Here is a 15675-nt window from a genome sequence, read left to right as displayed (position 1 = left end):
GGACGACACCGACATCGTCGCCACATCCGCACGCATCTCGTGCGCCTGCATGCAGCGACGACGCGGCGGTCGTTCCACACCAGATCGGTCGTTCCGTCCGGGAGGCCCGGGGCGCCTCCGCCCCGCCGCTCCCGGCCGCCGTGCCACACTGGCGCGATGCGGTGGACGGGGGACGTCGAGCGGGGTGCGTGGTTGGTGGCCCGGCTCGGCCGGTGGGCGAGCGTCGGCGGTGTCGTCGGGGACGGTTGGGAGGCCTACGCCCGGGTCCTGCATCCCATGGGGGCGGTCCGGACCGAGTACCGGGACGACGACCCGGCGGAGCATCCCCGCGACCCGTGGACCTGGTCCGAGGTCGCGCGGCGCCTCAGGGTGCCGCTGACCCCGCTCACCTCGTCGACCGTGCTGCTCGGCGAGGACGAACACGGCGAGGACGAGCACGGCCGCGACCTGCCGGACGGGTGGAGCGTCGAGCCGCCGGTGCAGGGCGGACTCGAGCCGCGCCTCCTGGCTGCGCTCACGTCGTCGCTCCGCGCGGCGACGACGACCCCGGACGCGGTGACGGTCGGGGTCTGGAGCGGGTGGGGCGCGCTGAACCGGGACTTCGTTTTCGCCGGCGTCGGCTATCTGGGAGAGCTGCCCTCGGCTGAGCAGCGGGCGGCGGACCTGCGCGAGGCGGAGGCCGGTCGTCTCGAGCAGTTCGAACTCGACGTGTCGTCCGAGGTGTCGGCGGCGATCCAGGGCGGACCACTCCTCGAGGCGCCGTGGCGAGAGTACGTGCTGCTCACGGGCAGCGTCGCGGAGCTCGCCGACCCCGACTGGGGCTTCGACGCCAGGATCGGGTGGAGGCGGAGCGTGTGGGGCGCCACTCGGTGGCCGATGCCGCAACTCATCTGGCCGGCGGACCGAGCATGGGTCGTCGCGTCGGAGATCGACTGGGACTCGACGATCGTCGGCGGCTCCCGGGCGCTGGTCGATGCGGTCCTGGCCGACGAGCGGTTCGAGGCGTTCGATGTCCATCCGGATGACGTCCCTGCGGCCGGTCCGTCGGGCAGCGGAATGGGCTGATCCGGGGCGTTCCCGCGGCGATTCCCGCGTCGACGACGGGTCGGCGGGCGACGGAACCGCTGTCGTTCGACGTCCACACCGTCGGTGGTTGCGGAAGCACCGGATGTGGGCGTATCAGCCGACCTTGCCGTTGTCGGACGACGCCGGGGGGTGGCGGAAACAGGCGGACCGGCCGGGGCGGGGGCAGCAGGACGCCCGGACTGTCGGAAACGACCGGGGTCCCGTAGAATCGCCCGATGCCCTCCGACCTCCGCACCCCCGGCCTCCGCCCCGCGACCGTGAGCACGGAGGCAGCCCGCCCCCAGGTCCGTCCGACGACCGAGGGCTGGAAGCAGCAGCTCGACCCGACGGGCCGCCCGCTGCTGCAGTTCGCCTCGCCGAAGCGCGGCAAGCCGCCGGTGCACCTCGCGGACCTGACGGCCGAGGAGCGCATCGCCCGTGTCAAGGAGCTCGGCATGCCGGGCTTCCGGGCGAAGCAGCTCATGACGCACTACTTCACGCACTACACCTCGGACCCGGCGGCGATGACGGACCTGCCCGCCGCCGGACGCGAGGAGCTCGTCGCCGGACTGCTGCCGCCCCTCCTGACCGAGGCCCGGCGCCTGACGACCGACAAGGGCGACACGATCAAGTTCCTGTGGAAGCTGCACGACGGCGCCCTCGTCGAGTCGGTGCTCATGCGGTACCCGGGGCGGATCACGCTGTGCGTGTCATCGCAGGCCGGCTGCGGGATGAACTGCCCGTTCTGTGCCACCGGGCAGAACGGCTTGACGCGCAACATGTCGACCGCCGAGATCGTCGAGCAGATCGTCCGGGCGAACGCGGCGCTGGCGGCGGGGGAGCTCGCGGGTGCCCCGACCCGTGGCGGCCAGGACCGAACCGACCCCGAGCGCGTCACGAACATCGTGTTCATGGGCATGGGGGAGCCGCTCGCGAACTACAAGCGCGTGATGGACGCCGTGCGCATCATGGTCGCACCGCAGCCGAACGGCCTCGGCATGAGCGCCCGGCACATCACCGTGTCGACGGTCGGACTCGTGCCCGCGATCGACAAGCTCGCCGACGAGGGCATCCCCCTCACGTTCGCGCTCTCCCTGCACGCGCCCGACGACGAGCTCCGCGACGAGATGATCCCGGTCAACTCCCGCTGGAAGGTCGACGAGGCCATCGACGCCGCGTACCGCTACTTCCAGAAGACGGGCCGTCGGGTGTCGATCGAGTACGCGCTCATCAAGGACATGAACGACCACGCCTGGCGCGCCGACCTGCTCGCGCACAAGCTCAACCAGCGCGGCCACGGCTGGGTCCACGTCAACCCGATCCCGCTCAACCCGACGCCCGGCTCCGTGTGGACGGCGTCGGAGCGCGACGTGACGGACGAGTTCGTGCGGCGCCTCAACGACGCCGGCATCCCGACGACGCTCCGCGACACCCGCGGCAAGGAGATCGACGGCGCCTGCGGGCAGCTCGCCGCCGCCGACGCATAGGACGACCGCCCGCCGGCGGCGACCGCCCGCCGGCCGGGAGGCGCGGTGCGGGCTAGTGCCGTCCCTCCCGTCCGACGTCCGGTGCGGGGTGCGCTCGCCGACGACAACGGGACATGCGCCCGCATGCGCACTCGTCGTCGGCGTGCGCACGTGCGGCGCGCGCAGATGCGGCGCGCCGGGCCGCAGCGTCAGCCGAGTGACGCCGTCGCGGCCCGGAGGTCCTCGAGCGCGGCGAGCGCGTGCGGCGCGAGCCCGGCATCGTCGTCGCGCGGACCCTCGACCCAGCGGCTGTAGCCCTGCTTGAACGCGAGCAGACCCATCTCGGCCGCGAGGTGCGCGGTGGCGGCCGCGACACCGCGGGCGACGAGCGCGTCCGTCATGGCGACGGCGAGCCCGACGCTCTTCAGCGCGTCCCGTCCCTGCAGCTCCGCGCTCGCGGCGACGGCGGCCCGGAGCCGAGGCCCGATGTCGCGGTTCATCGGTCCCATCTCGTCCGAGGCGCGTGCGAGCCCGGCTGCGACGGCTTCGAGCGGGGACGCGTCGCCGGGAGCGGCGGCGATGCCCTCGGCGAGCAGGGTGCTCAGGGTCTCCTGCCCGGCGACGAGGAGTTCGCGCTTGTCCGGGAAGTACCGGAAGAAGGTGCTCTTGGTGACGCCGGCACGTTCGGCGATCTGCGCGACTGTCGTCTCGTCGTAGCCCTGCTCGGTGAACAGGTCGACGGCCGCGAGGACGAGTCGGTCCCGCGCTCCCGGTTCCCATCGCGCCATGCCATTCATCCTACGACTCCGGGCCGGTGATGGGACAGTTGTCCCATCACGGTGCTACGGTGATGGGACAACAGTCTCATCACCCCGAGGAGTCCCCATGCACGTCTTCGTCACCGGCGGCACCGGCACGATCGGCACGCCCGTCGTCGCCGAGTTGCTCGCCAACAACCACACCGTCCTCGCCCTCGCTCGCTCCGAGGCCTCGGCCGCCACGCTCGAGCAGGCCGGCGCCAGCACGATCCGGGGGAGCATCGCCGACCTCGACGTCCTCCGGACCGCGGCCGGGCAGGTCGATGGCGTGATCAGCCTGGCGTTCAGCCGCGACTACGGGTCGACCGAGTCGCTGCAGCAGGGCATGGCCGAGGAGACCGCGGCGATGACCACGCTCGCCGACGCGCTCGTGGGCAGCAACCGTCCGCTCGTCGTCGTCTCCGGGACGCCGTGGGCGGAGGGCCGCCCGTCCACCGAGGAGGACCCGCTGCCGACCGACGGACCCGTCGGCGGGCGCGGCATCACCGTGAACGCGATCCTCGGGTACGCCGACCGGGGTGTGCGGTCCTCGGCGATCCGCCTGCCCCGCACGGTGCACGCGAACGGGACGGGCGGGTTCGCCGGGCTCCTCACCGAGAACGCCAGGAGGACCGGCGTCGCGGGCTACCCGGGTGACGGCAGCCAGCGCTGGCCCGCCGTGCACGCCGCCGACGCCGCGGTGCTCTTCCGGCTGGCGCTCGAGTCCGCCCCGGCGGGGTCCGCGTGGCACGCCGTCGCCGACGAGGGTGACGCCGTGATCGACCTCGTCCGGGTGATCGGTCGGCGCCTCGGCCTGCCGGTCGAGCAGGTGCCCGAGGAGACCTTCGGCCCGTTCGGACCGATCTTCGCGACGGACCAGCCGGCCTCGAGCGCGATCACCCGCCGGGCGCTCGGCTGGACCCCGACGCACCCGAGCGTGCTCGAGGACCTCGAGCTCGTGCAGCCCTGACCCCCTGGCGGCCGGGAGGGACGGGGCGGGCTGGCACCGTCCCTCCCGGCCGACCCGCCGCGGCCCCTGCACGTGCGCGCGCCGACGACAACTGCGCTGTCGCTGGCGCGCGCACTCGTCGTCGGCGCGCACCCGCGCGCGTCGACGACGACCGCGCGCACCCGCGCGCGCCGACGACGACCGCGCGCGAACTCAGCCGAGACGCCCGGGTCCGGGCGCCCGCGGTCACCACCGGAGTAACGTCGGCCCCGGTGTCGCCCATGACGCCGATGTGCGAGGAGGCACCGTGGCCCGAGGACCAGACCGACCCGGAACCGAGCAGGACTGGGACCCCGCCACCTGGACCGCCGACACCTGGCCGATCGCCGTGTGTCTGCACGGGTTCCCACCGGTCGGCCGCGACGGCACCACGCTGCACGACGCCCCGATCGCGGTGTGGGACGACATCTTCGCCCAGATCGAACGGGTGGGCTTCACGCTCGCCGAGATGGCCGACGACCGGATCCGCCCCGCCGACTACGATCCCGGCAAACGTGACGAGCTGCTCGCCACCGCCAAGGAGCACGGCATCGGGATCCCCAGCGTGCACCTGCAGCGCCGCAGCGTGATCATGCCCGGGCACGAGGACGAGAACCTCGCGTACGCGCACCGCACCATCGACGCTGCGGCGGAGTGGGGCATGCAGGTGTTCTCGACGGGCCTGCACCAGCCGTTCAGCGAGGCCCAGCGCAAGGCCCTGTGGTTCTGGACCGCGCCCGGGCCGAAGGACCCCGACGACCCGGAGGTCTGGGACCGCGCCGTCCGGTCGATCCGCGAGCTCGGCAAACACGCCGCCGATGTCGGGCTGCCCCTCGCGCTCGAGATGTACGAGGACACGTACCTCGGCACGGCCGAGAGCGCCGTCCGGTTCGTGGAGGCGGTGGGCCTCGACAACGTCGGCCTCAACCCCGACGTCGCGAACCTCATCCGCCTGCACCGTCCGGTCGAGGACTGGCGCGAGGTGTTCTCCGCGACCCTGCCGTACGCGAACTACCTGCACGTCAAGAACTACACACGCGACGAGGCCGGCGACGGCTCCTGGGCGACGAGCGTCCCCTCGACGATGGAGACCGGCATCATCAACTACCGGCAGGTCCTGCGCGAGGCCGTGGACGTCGGGTTCCGCGGCATGATCATGACCGAGCAGTACGGCGGGGACAGCCTCGGCGTCTGCGCCACCAACCAGCGGTACATCCGCACCCTGCTGCCCCAGGAGGTCGCACGATGAGTCAGATCAGAGCCGCCGTCGTCGGATCCGGGTACATGGGTGGCGGGATCGCGCAGATGCTCGCGCTGTCCGGGGCCGAGGTCGCCCTCGCCGACGTCTCCGCCGAGATCGCCGCGAGCAACCACACGCGGCTGCTCGACGAGGCTCGGCAGTTCGTCGCCGACGGGCTGTTCCCCGCCGATGCCGTCGAGCGCATCGCCGCGCTCGTCCACCCCGCCGAGTCCGTCGAGGCCGCCGTCGCCGACGCCGAGTTCATCGAGGAGGCCGTGCCCGAGAAGATCGAGATCAAGCACGCCACCCTCGCCCGGATCAGCGCGGCCGCGGGCCCGGAGGCGGTGATCGGCTCGAACACGTCGACCATCCGCATCAGCGCACTCGCCGAGGCCGTCGAGCGACCCGAACGGTTCCTCGGGGTGCACTTCTCGAACCCCGCGCCGTTCATCCCCGGCGTCGAGATCATCCCGCACGAGACCACCACCGAGTCCGCGATCGCGACCGCCGAGACGATCGTCCGCGCGACCGGCAAGCAGACCGCGCGGGTCAAGGACAGCGTCGGCTTCGTCCTCAACCGCCTGCAGTACGCGCTGTTCTCGGAGGCCGCCGACATCGCCGCCGAGGGCATCGCCAGCCCCGAGGACATCGACACCATCGTCCGGACGACCTTCGGCTTCCGGCTGCCCGTGTTCGGCCCGTTCGCGATCGCCGACATGGCGGGACTCGACGTGTACGCGTTCTGCTACGCGTCCCTCCAGACCCGGTGGCCGGAGCGGTTCGCGACACCGGAGTCGCTCGCCGCGCTCGTGGCCGAGGGCAAGTTCGGCACGAAGTCGGGCGCTGGGTACCTCGACGTCCCGGCGGACCGGACGCCGGAGCTCGTGGCGTACCGGAACCGGGCGTACGTCGCGTTGCAGAAGCTGCTCGACGAGCTCGGCCCCGCACCGATCGACTGACCGGACCGCGATGGAGGAGTTCGACGTCGCCGTCGTCGGCGCCGGGGCACTGGGGAGCGCCGCTGCCCACCACCTGGCGCTCCGAGGCGCGACGGTGGTCCTGTTCGAACAGTTCGAGTTCGGCCACGTGCGCGGCGCCTCCCACGACACCTCGCGGATCCTCCGCACCTCGTACGGCGACGAGGCCTACGTCCGGCTCGCGAAGTCGGCGTACCGGGACTGGGCCGCGCTGGAACGCGTCAGCGGCGAACGCCTCGTGACCACCACCGGCGGCGTCGTGTTCGTGCCACCGGGCAGTCCGTACCCCGTGACGGCCTTCACCGCGGCACTCACGGCGCAGGACCTGCCGTTCGAGCTCATGGACCGGGACGCGGTCGCCGCCCGATGGCCGCAGTTCACCCTGCCCCCGGGAGTCGAGACCGTGTTCTCGCCCGACACCGGGATCGTCCCCGCGTCGCGCACCGTCGCGACGCTCCAGATGCAGGCACGGTCGCACGGAGCGGTGCTCCGCGACCGGACACGGGTCGAGGAGCTCCGACCCCAACCCGACGGAGTCGTGGTCATGACGACCGCGGGGAAGGTCCGAGCGCGGAAGGTCGTCGTCGCCGCCGATGCGTGGACGAACGCGCTCATCGCGCCCCTCGGTGTCGAGGTCCCGCTCGTGACGATGCAGGAGCAGGTCACGTACTTCGGGCCGGACCGCCCCGAGGACTTCGGCGACGACCGGCTCCCCGTGTGGATCTGGGAGGACGAGCCCTGCTACTACGGGTTCCCGACCTACGGGGAGCCGACCGTCAAGGCGGGTCGAGACGCCTCCGACAACCGCATGACGCCCGACGAGCGGACCTTCCGGCACTCCGAGGAGCTCCTGGACCAGCTGCGGACCTTCATGCGCGGGTTCCTGCCCGCCAGCGGCGCGGACGTCCGGACCATCACCTGCCAGTACACGCTGACCCCCGGCCGGCGGTTCGTGGTCGACGCGCTGCCGGGGCACCCGGACGTGCTCGTCGCGCTCGGGGCCGCCCACGCGTTCAAGTTCACGCCGACGATCGGGCGGATCCTGGCGGAACTCGCCCTCGATGGTCGGACCGACGACGACATCAGCGCCTTCCGGCTCCGTGATGTCATGGCCCCCGTGCCGATCGCCTGACCGTCCGCGCCGGGCCTCCCGGCTCAGCCGGGCCCGTCGCTCGCGGCGGCGAGCAGCGGCACGACCACGTCGCTGACCGGGGTCGGGATGCCGTGCATGCGGCCGAGCCGTGCCACGACCTCGTTCCGGACCCGCCACTCGAGCGGGCGGTCAGCGGCGCGGTCGGTGAGGATCGAGGTCCCGAGGTCCGCCGGCTGTGCGCGGAGGCCGTAGAGGACCTCCTGTGGGACGTCGTCGCCGAGGCGGGCGCCCGCTGCCCGCGCCACGGCGAGGCACTCGGCGAGGTAGTCGAGCGTCAGCCGGGCGACGTCCTCACGTCGGAACATCCCGGATCGCCGCCCGCTCAGCGCCATGAGCCCCGCGGCGGCGTTGTGGAGGAGCTTGCGCCACGCGACGGTCACGAAGTCCTCGGTGACGTCGACCGCGCACCGGGTGCTCTTGAGGACATCGACCACCGACTGCGCCGCCGGCACGTCGGGGAGCGTGAGGCGCGGCGGTCGCCGCAGCGCCACCGTGCCGTCCGGCTCGGCCTGGGCGGGGAACCACACGACGGCCGGGAGGACCGTGCCCGCGACCCACCGACCGACGCTCGCCTCCTGCTCCACCCCGTTCTGCAGCACGCACACGACCGTGTCTGCGTGGCACAGCGCGGGGAGCCAGGGCCCGGCGGCCTCGATCTGGGTGGCCTTGACGGCGAGGAACACGAGGTCGACGGGTCCGGACACCGTCGTCGGATCGGTGTGCACCGGCCCGGGGACGACGACGACCGCGCCGTCCGGGGTCCGGAGTCGGAGGTGCTCCCGCGGCGTCCGGCCGGCGAGCAGCGGGGTCCGACCGGCCTCGTGGAGCGCTGCTGCCACCGTCGTGCCGATCGCACCCGGGCCGACGATCGCGATGCTCGGGTCCATGGACTCCATCCTGGCCGCTTCGGCGCACGGTCAGGACGCGCTCGGCGAGCGGGGCCAATGTGGAGGCATGCTCACACGACGTTCCTCGGGTCTGGTCCTCCTCGGCACGGCGCTCACCGTGGTGCTGGCCGGATGCTCGGGCGGGACCACCTCGCCGCACCCGAGCAGCACGGCGCGCACGGTCACGCACAGCACCCCGACACCGTCCGCCGCCCCCGCCTCGCCCAGCACCACGAGCACCCCGAGCGCGACGAGCACGTGCGGACCCGCGGCGGGGCGGGCTGCCGCCGCGACGGGGATCGCGACACTCCCGCTCCCGGTGAACCTGCGGGGAACGGCCCACTGGGACGCGGCGGGCGCTGACTACTCCGGGTACGACCCCTGCGCGCCGCTGTCGTGGTCGGTCGTGACCGTCTCTGGCTCCACGGCGAGCTCCCCGTACGCGATCCTGCTGTTCCACGACGGCACCTACCTCGGAACCGCGACGAAGGAGCAGTACGCCTTCCAGCCCACGGTCCGGCGGACCTCGTCGACGAGCATCGCCGTGACCTACCCGTACCCGCAGGGCAACGACTCCGACGCCGATCCGTCCGGCCGCGCGAACGCCACGTACACCTGGGACGCCGGTGCCGGGAAGGTCACGATGGACGGCAGCACGCCTCCGGCGCAGTGAGTCAGCCCGTGTCCGACGTGCCGGTGGGCGAGCACCGCACGACGTCGGCGTCGCTCGCTGTGACGGCCCGGCGGCATCCGTCGACCATCGTGTTCAGCGTGCTCGCCGTCGTGTTCGCGGTCCTGACGGTCGTGCTGCTCGTCCGCATCCACGGCGTCCACTCGGACGCGTTCCCGCTCGCCCTGCGCGCCGGGGGTCTCGCCACCATCGCGTGCGCGGCCGGTGGCCCGTTGCGTCTGGTGCGACTCCGCCGGAGGGACGAGCGCGGGGCGCTGAGTGCCCGGCATCCCGGGATCGCCTTCGTCAGCGCGCTGGCGACCCCGACGACGAAGGACGACCTCGCCGCGTGGGACCCCGGTCTCTCCGTCACGTTCCCGTGCCAGCTCGCGTTCTCCGCGCGGGGGATCGCGCTCTGGGACACCGCGACCGACACGGAGGGCCGTCGCCTCGCGGAGCGGGCCGAGGTGCTGTCGATCGAGCCGTTCCACACCCCGGACCACTCGTGGGAACAGTCCGAGCAGGGATGGGGCGTCGTGCTGCACCTCGCCCCACGCGACGGCGTGAGCACCAGCCGGTACACGGGCGTCGTGCACCTGCGGGTCGAGGACGCGCAGACGGAGCGCGACGAGTACGCGGCCAGGCAGTCGATCGCGGTGATGGAGCGGGCGCTCGGCCGTTGACTACTCGGCGGCCCACGCCTCGTCCTGTGCAGGTGATCGAGCGGAAGGCCCGGTGCCGGACCACGCTGACGAGGAGCGAGGAGGATGGTCGCGTGAGCGAGACGACCGATCCGAAGACCGTGACGCTCATCCGGTCCGCGAGCCTCGCGCAGGGTGTCGACTACGCCTACGCCGCGACCGCTCCCGCCGACGCGCGGCTGGTGTTCCTGGCGGGGGCCTGTCCCCTCGACGAGACCGGCGCGACCGTCGCGCTCGGGGACCACGCCGGACAGGCTGCCAAGTGCGTCGAGAACATGGTGACGGCGCTTCGCGCGGCAGGCGCCGGCGTCGAGGACGTCATCAGCACGCGGGTCCTCGTCGCGTCGTCGCGGCAGGCGGACCTCATCGCCGCCTGGGACGTCGTGCGTGCCGCGTTCGGTGCTCACGACGTCCCGAGCACCCTGCTCGGCGTCACCGTGCTCGGGTACGACGGGCAGCTCGTCGAGATCGAGGCGGTCGCCGCGGTCCTCGATCGGTGACGTCCACGCGGCCGTTGCGCGCCGGTTCGATGGGCTGGGAGGCCCGGCAAGACCCCGCCCCGAGGCTGCGACGAGGACGACGCCGCCCGTGAGCGCGACCCGAGTGCCGGGGAGTCTCGCTTCAGGCCGACCGCGACGCAGTTCCGCTCAGTGCGCCGCTTCGTACGCCCGGATCTCCTCGACCTTGTCGTTCGACGCGCTCGAGCTGTCGAACTCGTACGTCAGCCACTCCCGCACGTTGCGGCGGGCGAGCTCGAGGCCGATGACGCGCTGCCCCATGCAGAGCACCTGGGCGTCGTTCGACAGGATCGAGCGCTCCACCGAGTAGGAGTCGTGAGCGGTCACGGCTCGGATGCCCGGGACCTTGTTCGCCGAGATCGCGACGCCGAGGCCGGTGCCGCAGAGCAGGATCGCCCGGTCGGCGTCCCCGCGGGCGACGATCTCTGCCGCGGCGGTCGCCACGGTCGGGTAGTTCGTGTGCCCGTCGGCGTCCACACCGACGTCGACCACCGAGGCCACGAGGTCGCTCGACTCGAGGTCCTTGCGGATCGCTTCCTTGTAGTCGTACCCGGCGTCGTCCGAGCCGATCACCAATCGCCACTGGGTCATCGCGTGGCTCCTTCCTCGCGACGGTCTGTCGCTCCGGGGTCCCGGTGTACTCCGTCGTCGTCCGTGCCATCTGCGAGTGCGTCGCCAACGGCGCCGACGATCGCCGCGAACGACACCGCGCCGGGGTCGGGGGAGCCGACGGCCTTGTCGCCGTGCGTCTTCGCGCGCCCGAGGTGCGGCACGAGGTCCGCGGTCGACGCCGCACCCTCCTCGGCAGCGGAGGCAGCGGCGGCCCACGCGGTCGCCAGGTCGTCGCCCGCCTCGACCCGCGCGGTGAGCGTGTCCGCGAACGGCACGAGCGCGTCCACCATCGTCTTGTCACCGACGGCCGCGCCGCCCACCGACTGCACGGCCTCCCGGCCCTGGGCGACACCGGTCGCGACGGCGGTGGCGGTCGGCTGCGTCTCGTCGTCGAGCTCGCTCGCGAGGGTCCGCAGCAGCACGCCCCACAGCGCGCCCGAGGTCCCGCCCGCGCGGTCCGCCCAGCCCGCGCTCGCCCGGTGGAGGACCGTGGCGGCGCCGCCCTGGGCCTCCAGAGCGGCAGTCGCGGCGTCGAGTGCCGCGCTCGCACCGCGCTGCATGCCGATGCCGTGGTCGCCGTCGCCGGCGATCGAGTCGAGGCGACCCCAGTCGTCGACGTTGTCCTGGACCGTCGTCGCGACCGTGCGGAGCAGGTCGACGATGTGTGCCGCGGACTCGCGGGACTCCGCACTGGAGGGCCGGATCGCGTCCTCCGTGTCGGCCTCCGCGGCCGTCGGTCCGGCGCTCACGAGGTCCTGCTGGACGCTGCCCCGACGGAACGCCGGGGTGTCGGCGGGCGCGGTCCAGAGCCGCTCGAGCTCGTCATCGAGCCAGAGCAGGGTCAGGGACGCGCCGGCCATGTCGAAGCTCGTGCAGAACTCGCCCACCTGCGGGTCGACCACGGTGAGCCCGCGGTCCTGCAGCAGCCCGGCGATCGAGCGGTAGACGACGAACAGCTCCTCGACCTTGACCGACCCGAGCCCGTTGAGGATCGGGACCACGCGCGCGTCGTCGAGGTCGACGCCCTCCGGGATCTCCGCCTCGGCGAGGAGCCGCTCGACGAACAGCTCGGCCAGCCCCTCGGCGCTGGGGATGTCGGTCTCGTCGATGCCGGGCTCGCCGTGGATGCCGAGCCCGATCGCCATGCGCCCCTCGGGGACGTCGAACAGGGGTTCGTCCGCGCCGGGCAGCGTGCAGCCGCTGAACGCAACGCCCATCGACCGCGTCCGCTCGTTCGCCAGCACCGCCACGCGCTCGACGTCGTCGAGGTCCATGCCCTCGGCAGCGGCGGCCCCGGCCACCTTGAACACCGTGAGGTCGCCCGCGATGCCGCGACGCTTGCCGCGCTCGTCGCTCGACGCGCTGAAGATGTCGTCCGTCACGAGGACCGTGCGGCAGTCGATGCCGTCCGCCCGGACCGCGTCCTGCGCTGCCGTGAAGTTGAGGACGTCGCCGGCGTAGTTGCCGTAGCTGAGCAGGGCGCCCCGGCCCTGCTCACTCGCGCGGATCACCGACTCGACCTGGATCGACGACGGCGACGCGAACAGGTTGCCCATCGCCGCACCGTGCGCGAGCCCCGGACCGACGAGACCGCCGAACGCCGGCCAGTGACCCGAACCGCCGCCGATGACCACGGCGACCTCGGGGTCCGGGCTCCTCGTGGACCGGGTCACGCCGCCTCGAACCTGGCGGACACGATCGCCGTTCGCGAGGACGAAGCCCTCGATCATCTCGTCGACGAACTGGGTGGGCTGGTTCCACAGACGCGTCACGACACTCGCTCCTTCGTTGGACCGGACGTGGGGATGGCGAGCCTATCGACCCCGTATGGGTGGCGGCTGGTCGGAGATGCGAGTACACCGAGGCCATGACCGTTGCCTTCCCCGCCGCCCGCACCGCGATCGTCACCGGGGCGGTCTCGCCCCGCGGGATCGGCCGAGCGACCGCGCGGCGGCTCGCCGCTGCCGGTTGGGACATCGGGATCATCGACCTCGACGACGATGCGTCGGCGGAAGCGGCGTCGGAGCTCGCGGCGTCGTTCGGTGTCCGGGCGGCGGGGGTCGGTGCGGACGTCTCCGACGAAGCCGCGGTCGGCGCGGCCGTCGACGCGCTCGAGTCCGCGCTGCCGCAGATCGTCGCGCTCGTGAACATCGCCGGCATCAGTTCACCGACGCCCTATTTGGAACTCCAGCCGGGCGAGTGGGACCGCGTCATCGCCGTCAACCTGACCGGCGTGCACCACGTCTCGCGTCGCGTCGCCGAGTCCCTGGCGGCGAGCGGGGTCGGCCGCATCGTGAGCATCTCGTCCGTGTCGGCACAGCGCGGCGGAGGGACCTACAGCAAGACCCCGTACTCGGTCGCGAAGGCCGGGGTGATCGGCCTGACCCGTGCACTCGCCCGCGAACTCGGCCCGCTCGGCGTCACCGCGAACGCCATCGCCCCCGGCCCGATCGACACCGACATCATGGGCGGCACCCTGACCGAGGAACGCAAGGCCGAGATGGCCGCTGACCTGCTCGTGGGGCGTATCGGCACCGTGGACGACGTCGCCGTCGCGGTGGAGTTCCTGCTCCGCGAGGACACCGGGTTCATCACCGGGCACACGCTCGACGTCAACGGCGGGTTGTACATGAACTGAGGGGGCTTGGCCTCCACGGACAGCGCTCTGCGCACGGAGACGACAAGTGCGCACGCGGACGCGTGCGCACTTGTCGTCGGCGTGCGTCGTTGTGGTGCCGGCGCGGGTTCAGTCCTGGGTGTCGGCGGCCGATTCGGGCTCGACCTGCGTCTCGGCCATCCGGTTCCGGAGCTCGTCGGCCATGCTCGAGGCGCCTTCGCCCCCGTGGTCGTTGTCCACCTGCTCGATCAGGCCCGCCAGCTTCTCCTTGTTCGTCGCGTCGGTGGCGCCGTCCATGACGGGCTCGGTCTGCTCGTTGTCGCTCATGGCGCGGACGGTACGCGCAGGGTCTCCATGCGGGGCGTGCGCGGTTCGGCGCTGCGATGAAGGGGGCGCCCAGGGGCGTGAGGACGACAACTGCGCGGTCGTCACCGCGGGCCCTCGCGGCGGTGTTGTCTGCGTCCGCGCGTCCACATTCACCGCGCGCGCGCCTCGGTCCCCGTTACGGTCGCTTCATGACAGTGCACGCGTCCGAGCCAGCCTGCCTCGGGTCCCGCCGGTCGAGCCTCCCCACCGACGGGTCGCGCCGATGACCGCGTTCGCGTCCTCGGTGACGCTGGTTCTCGTCGGTGCCGCAGCCGGACTCGTGCCGACGCTCGTCGTCGACGTCCTGCGGAACCGGCGCGAGACGCGAACCCGCTGGGACGAGACACTCCTGACGGCTGCGTCCGACCTCGTCGAAGCGGCCCGGACCCTCCTGCACATGTCGCAGCGGATGCGGGAGGACCGCGTGGACTACGCCGACAAGCTCGACGAGGTGCACATCCAGCTCCGGGCACTCGTCGAGCGGGTCAAGTTCATCGGCGACGACCACGTCCGCACCGAGGCGGAACTTGTCCGCCGGCACGCCTACGCCGCGCGCTTGGTCGGCGAGGGGCGGCCAGACCCGCGGGGCGACGAGTACGCCGACGACCCGTTCGTCCGGCTGCACCGGCAGCTCGACGGGTTCGCCGAAGCGGTTCGGCGTCAGCTCCAGGTCGCGGCGGGGCGGGGGCATCGCTGATCGGTGCGCTCTGCGCATGCGAACGACAACTGCGCGTGCGCCCGCATGCGCAGTTGTCGTCGGCGTGCGCAGTTGCGGAAGCGGGGTGGCCGGCCCACCTCACGCCTGCGGCGGCTGCCCGTTGCTCGCGGTCGTCCCGCCGTCGACCGGCAGGATCGCCCCGGTGATGAACGACGCCTCGTCGCTCGCCAGGAACAGGATCGCGGCGGCGACCTCCTCGGGCTGACCCCCACGGCCCAGGGCGATCCGCTCGGCGAACGCCTGCTTGAGGTCCTCGTTCTGCGCCTGCTGCTGCGTCATGTCCGTCCAGATGAGCCCGGGCGCCACCGCGTTGACGCGCACCCCGTGCTCGCCGTTGTCGAGCGCCGCCGCCCGTGTGAAGTTGCTCACGCCGCCCTTCGCCGCGTTGTAGGGGCTCATGCGCCAGTCGCCGCTCATGCCCGACACGCTCGAGGTGTTCACGATCGACCCCTTCGTCTCGCGCAGGTGGGGGAGCGCCGCGCGCGTGCCGTAGAACACGGCGGACAGGTCGGTCTCGATGACGCGGCGCCACTCCTCCGGCTCGATCTCGGTGATGTCGCCCGAGGTGAACGTCCCCGCGTTGTTCACGAGCACGTCGAGGCGGCCGTAGGCGTCGACGGCGGTGCGCACGGCCTCCTCCATCGTCGCCGGTTGCGCGACGTCGCCGGTGATCGTGGTCACGGCACCGTCCGGGAGGCTCGCGGCGGTCTCCGCGATCTTCTCGCCGACCGAGTCCACGGCCACCACGCGCGCACCCTCGGCGACGAACGCGCGCACCGTCGCCGCGCCGATCCCGGAGCCCGCTCCGGTGACGATCGCGACCTTGTTCTCGAATCGATTGGGCATGGTGGTTCCTCTCATCGGCGGCGGGTGCGGTGCCTCCATTGACCCACCACCGCG

General features: G+C 72.6%; 17 protein-coding genes. 11 read left to right on the top strand and 6 right to left on the bottom strand.

What is annotated here, in order from left to right:
- The first annotated feature begins 156 nt into the window (after positions 1–156).
- Positions 157–1065 carry a hypothetical protein gene (locus DEI86_RS12375; protein ID WP_111049706.1) on the top strand — a complete coding sequence of 303 codons (909 nt, stop codon included), beginning with the start codon at positions 157–159 and terminating at the stop codon, positions 1063–1065.
- 236 nt (positions 1066–1301) lie between these two features.
- Positions 1302–2552, top strand: coding sequence for a 23S rRNA (adenine(2503)-C(2))-methyltransferase RlmN (gene rlmN / locus DEI86_RS12370; RefSeq protein ID WP_111049705.1), 1251 nt, complete (start codon positions 1302–1304; stop codon positions 2550–2552).
- Between the two features lie 188 nt (positions 2553–2740).
- Here the strand turns inward: rlmN and DEI86_RS12365 are convergent, their stop codons facing one another.
- Positions 2741–3319, bottom strand: coding sequence for a TetR/AcrR family transcriptional regulator (locus DEI86_RS12365; RefSeq protein ID WP_111049704.1), 579 nt, complete (start codon positions 3317–3319; stop codon positions 2741–2743).
- Between the two features lie 97 nt (positions 3320–3416).
- On the opposite strand from DEI86_RS12365, the gene DEI86_RS12360 reads away from it, so the two are divergent.
- The 4 genes from DEI86_RS12360 to solA all read left to right on the top strand — a co-directional run bounded on the left by DEI86_RS12360 (position 3417) and on the right by solA (position 7665).
- Positions 3417–4298, top strand: a complete 882-nt coding sequence (locus DEI86_RS12360; RefSeq protein WP_111049703.1) for an NAD-dependent epimerase/dehydratase family protein — start codon at positions 3417–3419, stop codon at positions 4296–4298.
- Positions 4299–4584: 286 nt separating this feature from the next.
- Positions 4585–5565, top strand: a complete 981-nt coding sequence (locus DEI86_RS12355; protein ID WP_111049702.1) for a sugar phosphate isomerase/epimerase — start codon at positions 4585–4587, stop codon at positions 5563–5565.
- Entirely contained in the window at positions 5562–6515 is a 954-nt protein-coding gene (locus DEI86_RS12350; RefSeq protein ID WP_111049701.1) for a 3-hydroxyacyl-CoA dehydrogenase family protein, read from the top strand. Before DEI86_RS12355 ends, DEI86_RS12350 begins: the two co-directional genes overlap by 4 nt.
- A gap of 10 nt (positions 6516–6525) precedes the next feature.
- On the top strand, positions 6526–7665 hold the full coding sequence (solA, locus tag DEI86_RS12345; RefSeq protein ID WP_111049700.1) for an N-methyl-L-tryptophan oxidase: 1140 nt from the start codon (positions 6526–6528) through the stop codon (positions 7663–7665).
- Between the two features lie 23 nt (positions 7666–7688).
- Here solA and DEI86_RS12340 read toward each other — a convergent pair whose 3' ends face one another.
- Positions 7689–8573: an oxidoreductase gene (locus DEI86_RS12340; RefSeq protein WP_258376541.1), complete on the bottom strand. Its 885-nt coding sequence runs from the start codon at positions 8571–8573 to the stop codon at positions 7689–7691.
- Here DEI86_RS12340 and DEI86_RS12335 point away from each other — a divergent pair.
- The 3 genes from DEI86_RS12335 to DEI86_RS16905 all read left to right on the top strand — a co-directional run bounded on the left by DEI86_RS12335 (position 8572) and on the right by DEI86_RS16905 (position 10444).
- Positions 8572–9246, top strand: coding sequence for an LppP/LprE family lipoprotein (locus DEI86_RS12335; RefSeq protein WP_146244923.1), 675 nt, complete (start codon positions 8572–8574; stop codon positions 9244–9246). The genes DEI86_RS12340 and DEI86_RS12335 overlap by 2 nt on opposite strands.
- Positions 9247–9254: 8 nt before the next feature.
- A complete protein-coding gene (locus DEI86_RS16910; RefSeq protein ID WP_258376540.1) occupies positions 9255–9926 on the top strand; it encodes a hypothetical protein in 672 nt (223 codons plus the stop codon).
- A 92-nt stretch (positions 9927–10018) separates the two neighbouring features.
- Positions 10019–10444 (top strand): RidA family protein, encoded by a 426-nt coding sequence (locus tag DEI86_RS16905; protein ID WP_258376539.1) that lies wholly within the window; start codon positions 10019–10021, stop codon positions 10442–10444.
- A gap of 147 nt (positions 10445–10591) precedes the next feature.
- Here the strand turns inward: DEI86_RS16905 and DEI86_RS12325 are convergent, their stop codons facing one another.
- Positions 10592–11053: a ribose-5-phosphate isomerase gene (locus DEI86_RS12325; RefSeq protein ID WP_111049696.1), complete on the bottom strand. Its 462-nt coding sequence runs from the start codon at positions 11051–11053 to the stop codon at positions 10592–10594.
- Positions 11050–12846, bottom strand: a complete 1797-nt coding sequence (locus DEI86_RS12320; protein WP_111049695.1) for a dihydroxyacetone kinase family protein — start codon at positions 12844–12846, stop codon at positions 11050–11052. The genes DEI86_RS12325 and DEI86_RS12320 overlap by 4 nt, the downstream gene beginning before the upstream one ends.
- A gap of 95 nt (positions 12847–12941) precedes the next feature.
- Between DEI86_RS12320 and DEI86_RS12315 the strand changes: the two genes are divergently transcribed.
- Complete coding sequence (locus DEI86_RS12315) at positions 12942–13712, top strand: SDR family NAD(P)-dependent oxidoreductase (protein ID WP_111049694.1); 771 nt, start codon at positions 12942–12944, stop codon at positions 13710–13712.
- 108 nt (positions 13713–13820) lie between these two features.
- Here the strand turns inward: DEI86_RS12315 and DEI86_RS12310 are convergent, their stop codons facing one another.
- The gene (locus DEI86_RS12310) at positions 13821–14018 is read right to left on the bottom strand and encodes a hypothetical protein (protein WP_111049693.1); all 198 of its coding nucleotides are present in this window, start codon (positions 14016–14018) and stop codon (positions 13821–13823) included.
- A 262-nt stretch (positions 14019–14280) separates the two neighbouring features.
- On the opposite strand from DEI86_RS12310, the gene DEI86_RS12305 reads away from it, so the two are divergent.
- Positions 14281–14754 (top strand): hypothetical protein, encoded by a 474-nt coding sequence (locus tag DEI86_RS12305; protein ID WP_111049692.1) that lies wholly within the window; start codon positions 14281–14283, stop codon positions 14752–14754.
- Between the two features lie 99 nt (positions 14755–14853).
- On the opposite strand, the gene DEI86_RS12300 is transcribed toward DEI86_RS12305, so the two are convergent.
- Positions 14854–15621, bottom strand: coding sequence for an SDR family NAD(P)-dependent oxidoreductase (locus tag DEI86_RS12300; protein ID WP_111049691.1), 768 nt, complete (start codon positions 15619–15621; stop codon positions 14854–14856).
- Positions 15622–15675: the final 54 nt, after the last annotated feature.

The sequence above is a fragment of the Curtobacterium sp. MCBD17_028 genome (assembly GCF_003234875.1).
Lineage (GTDB): Bacteria > Actinomycetota > Actinomycetes > Actinomycetales > Microbacteriaceae > Curtobacterium.
The sequence above is the reverse complement of the archived record's forward strand: the minus strand, read 5'-3'. Positions and strand labels throughout refer to the sequence as shown.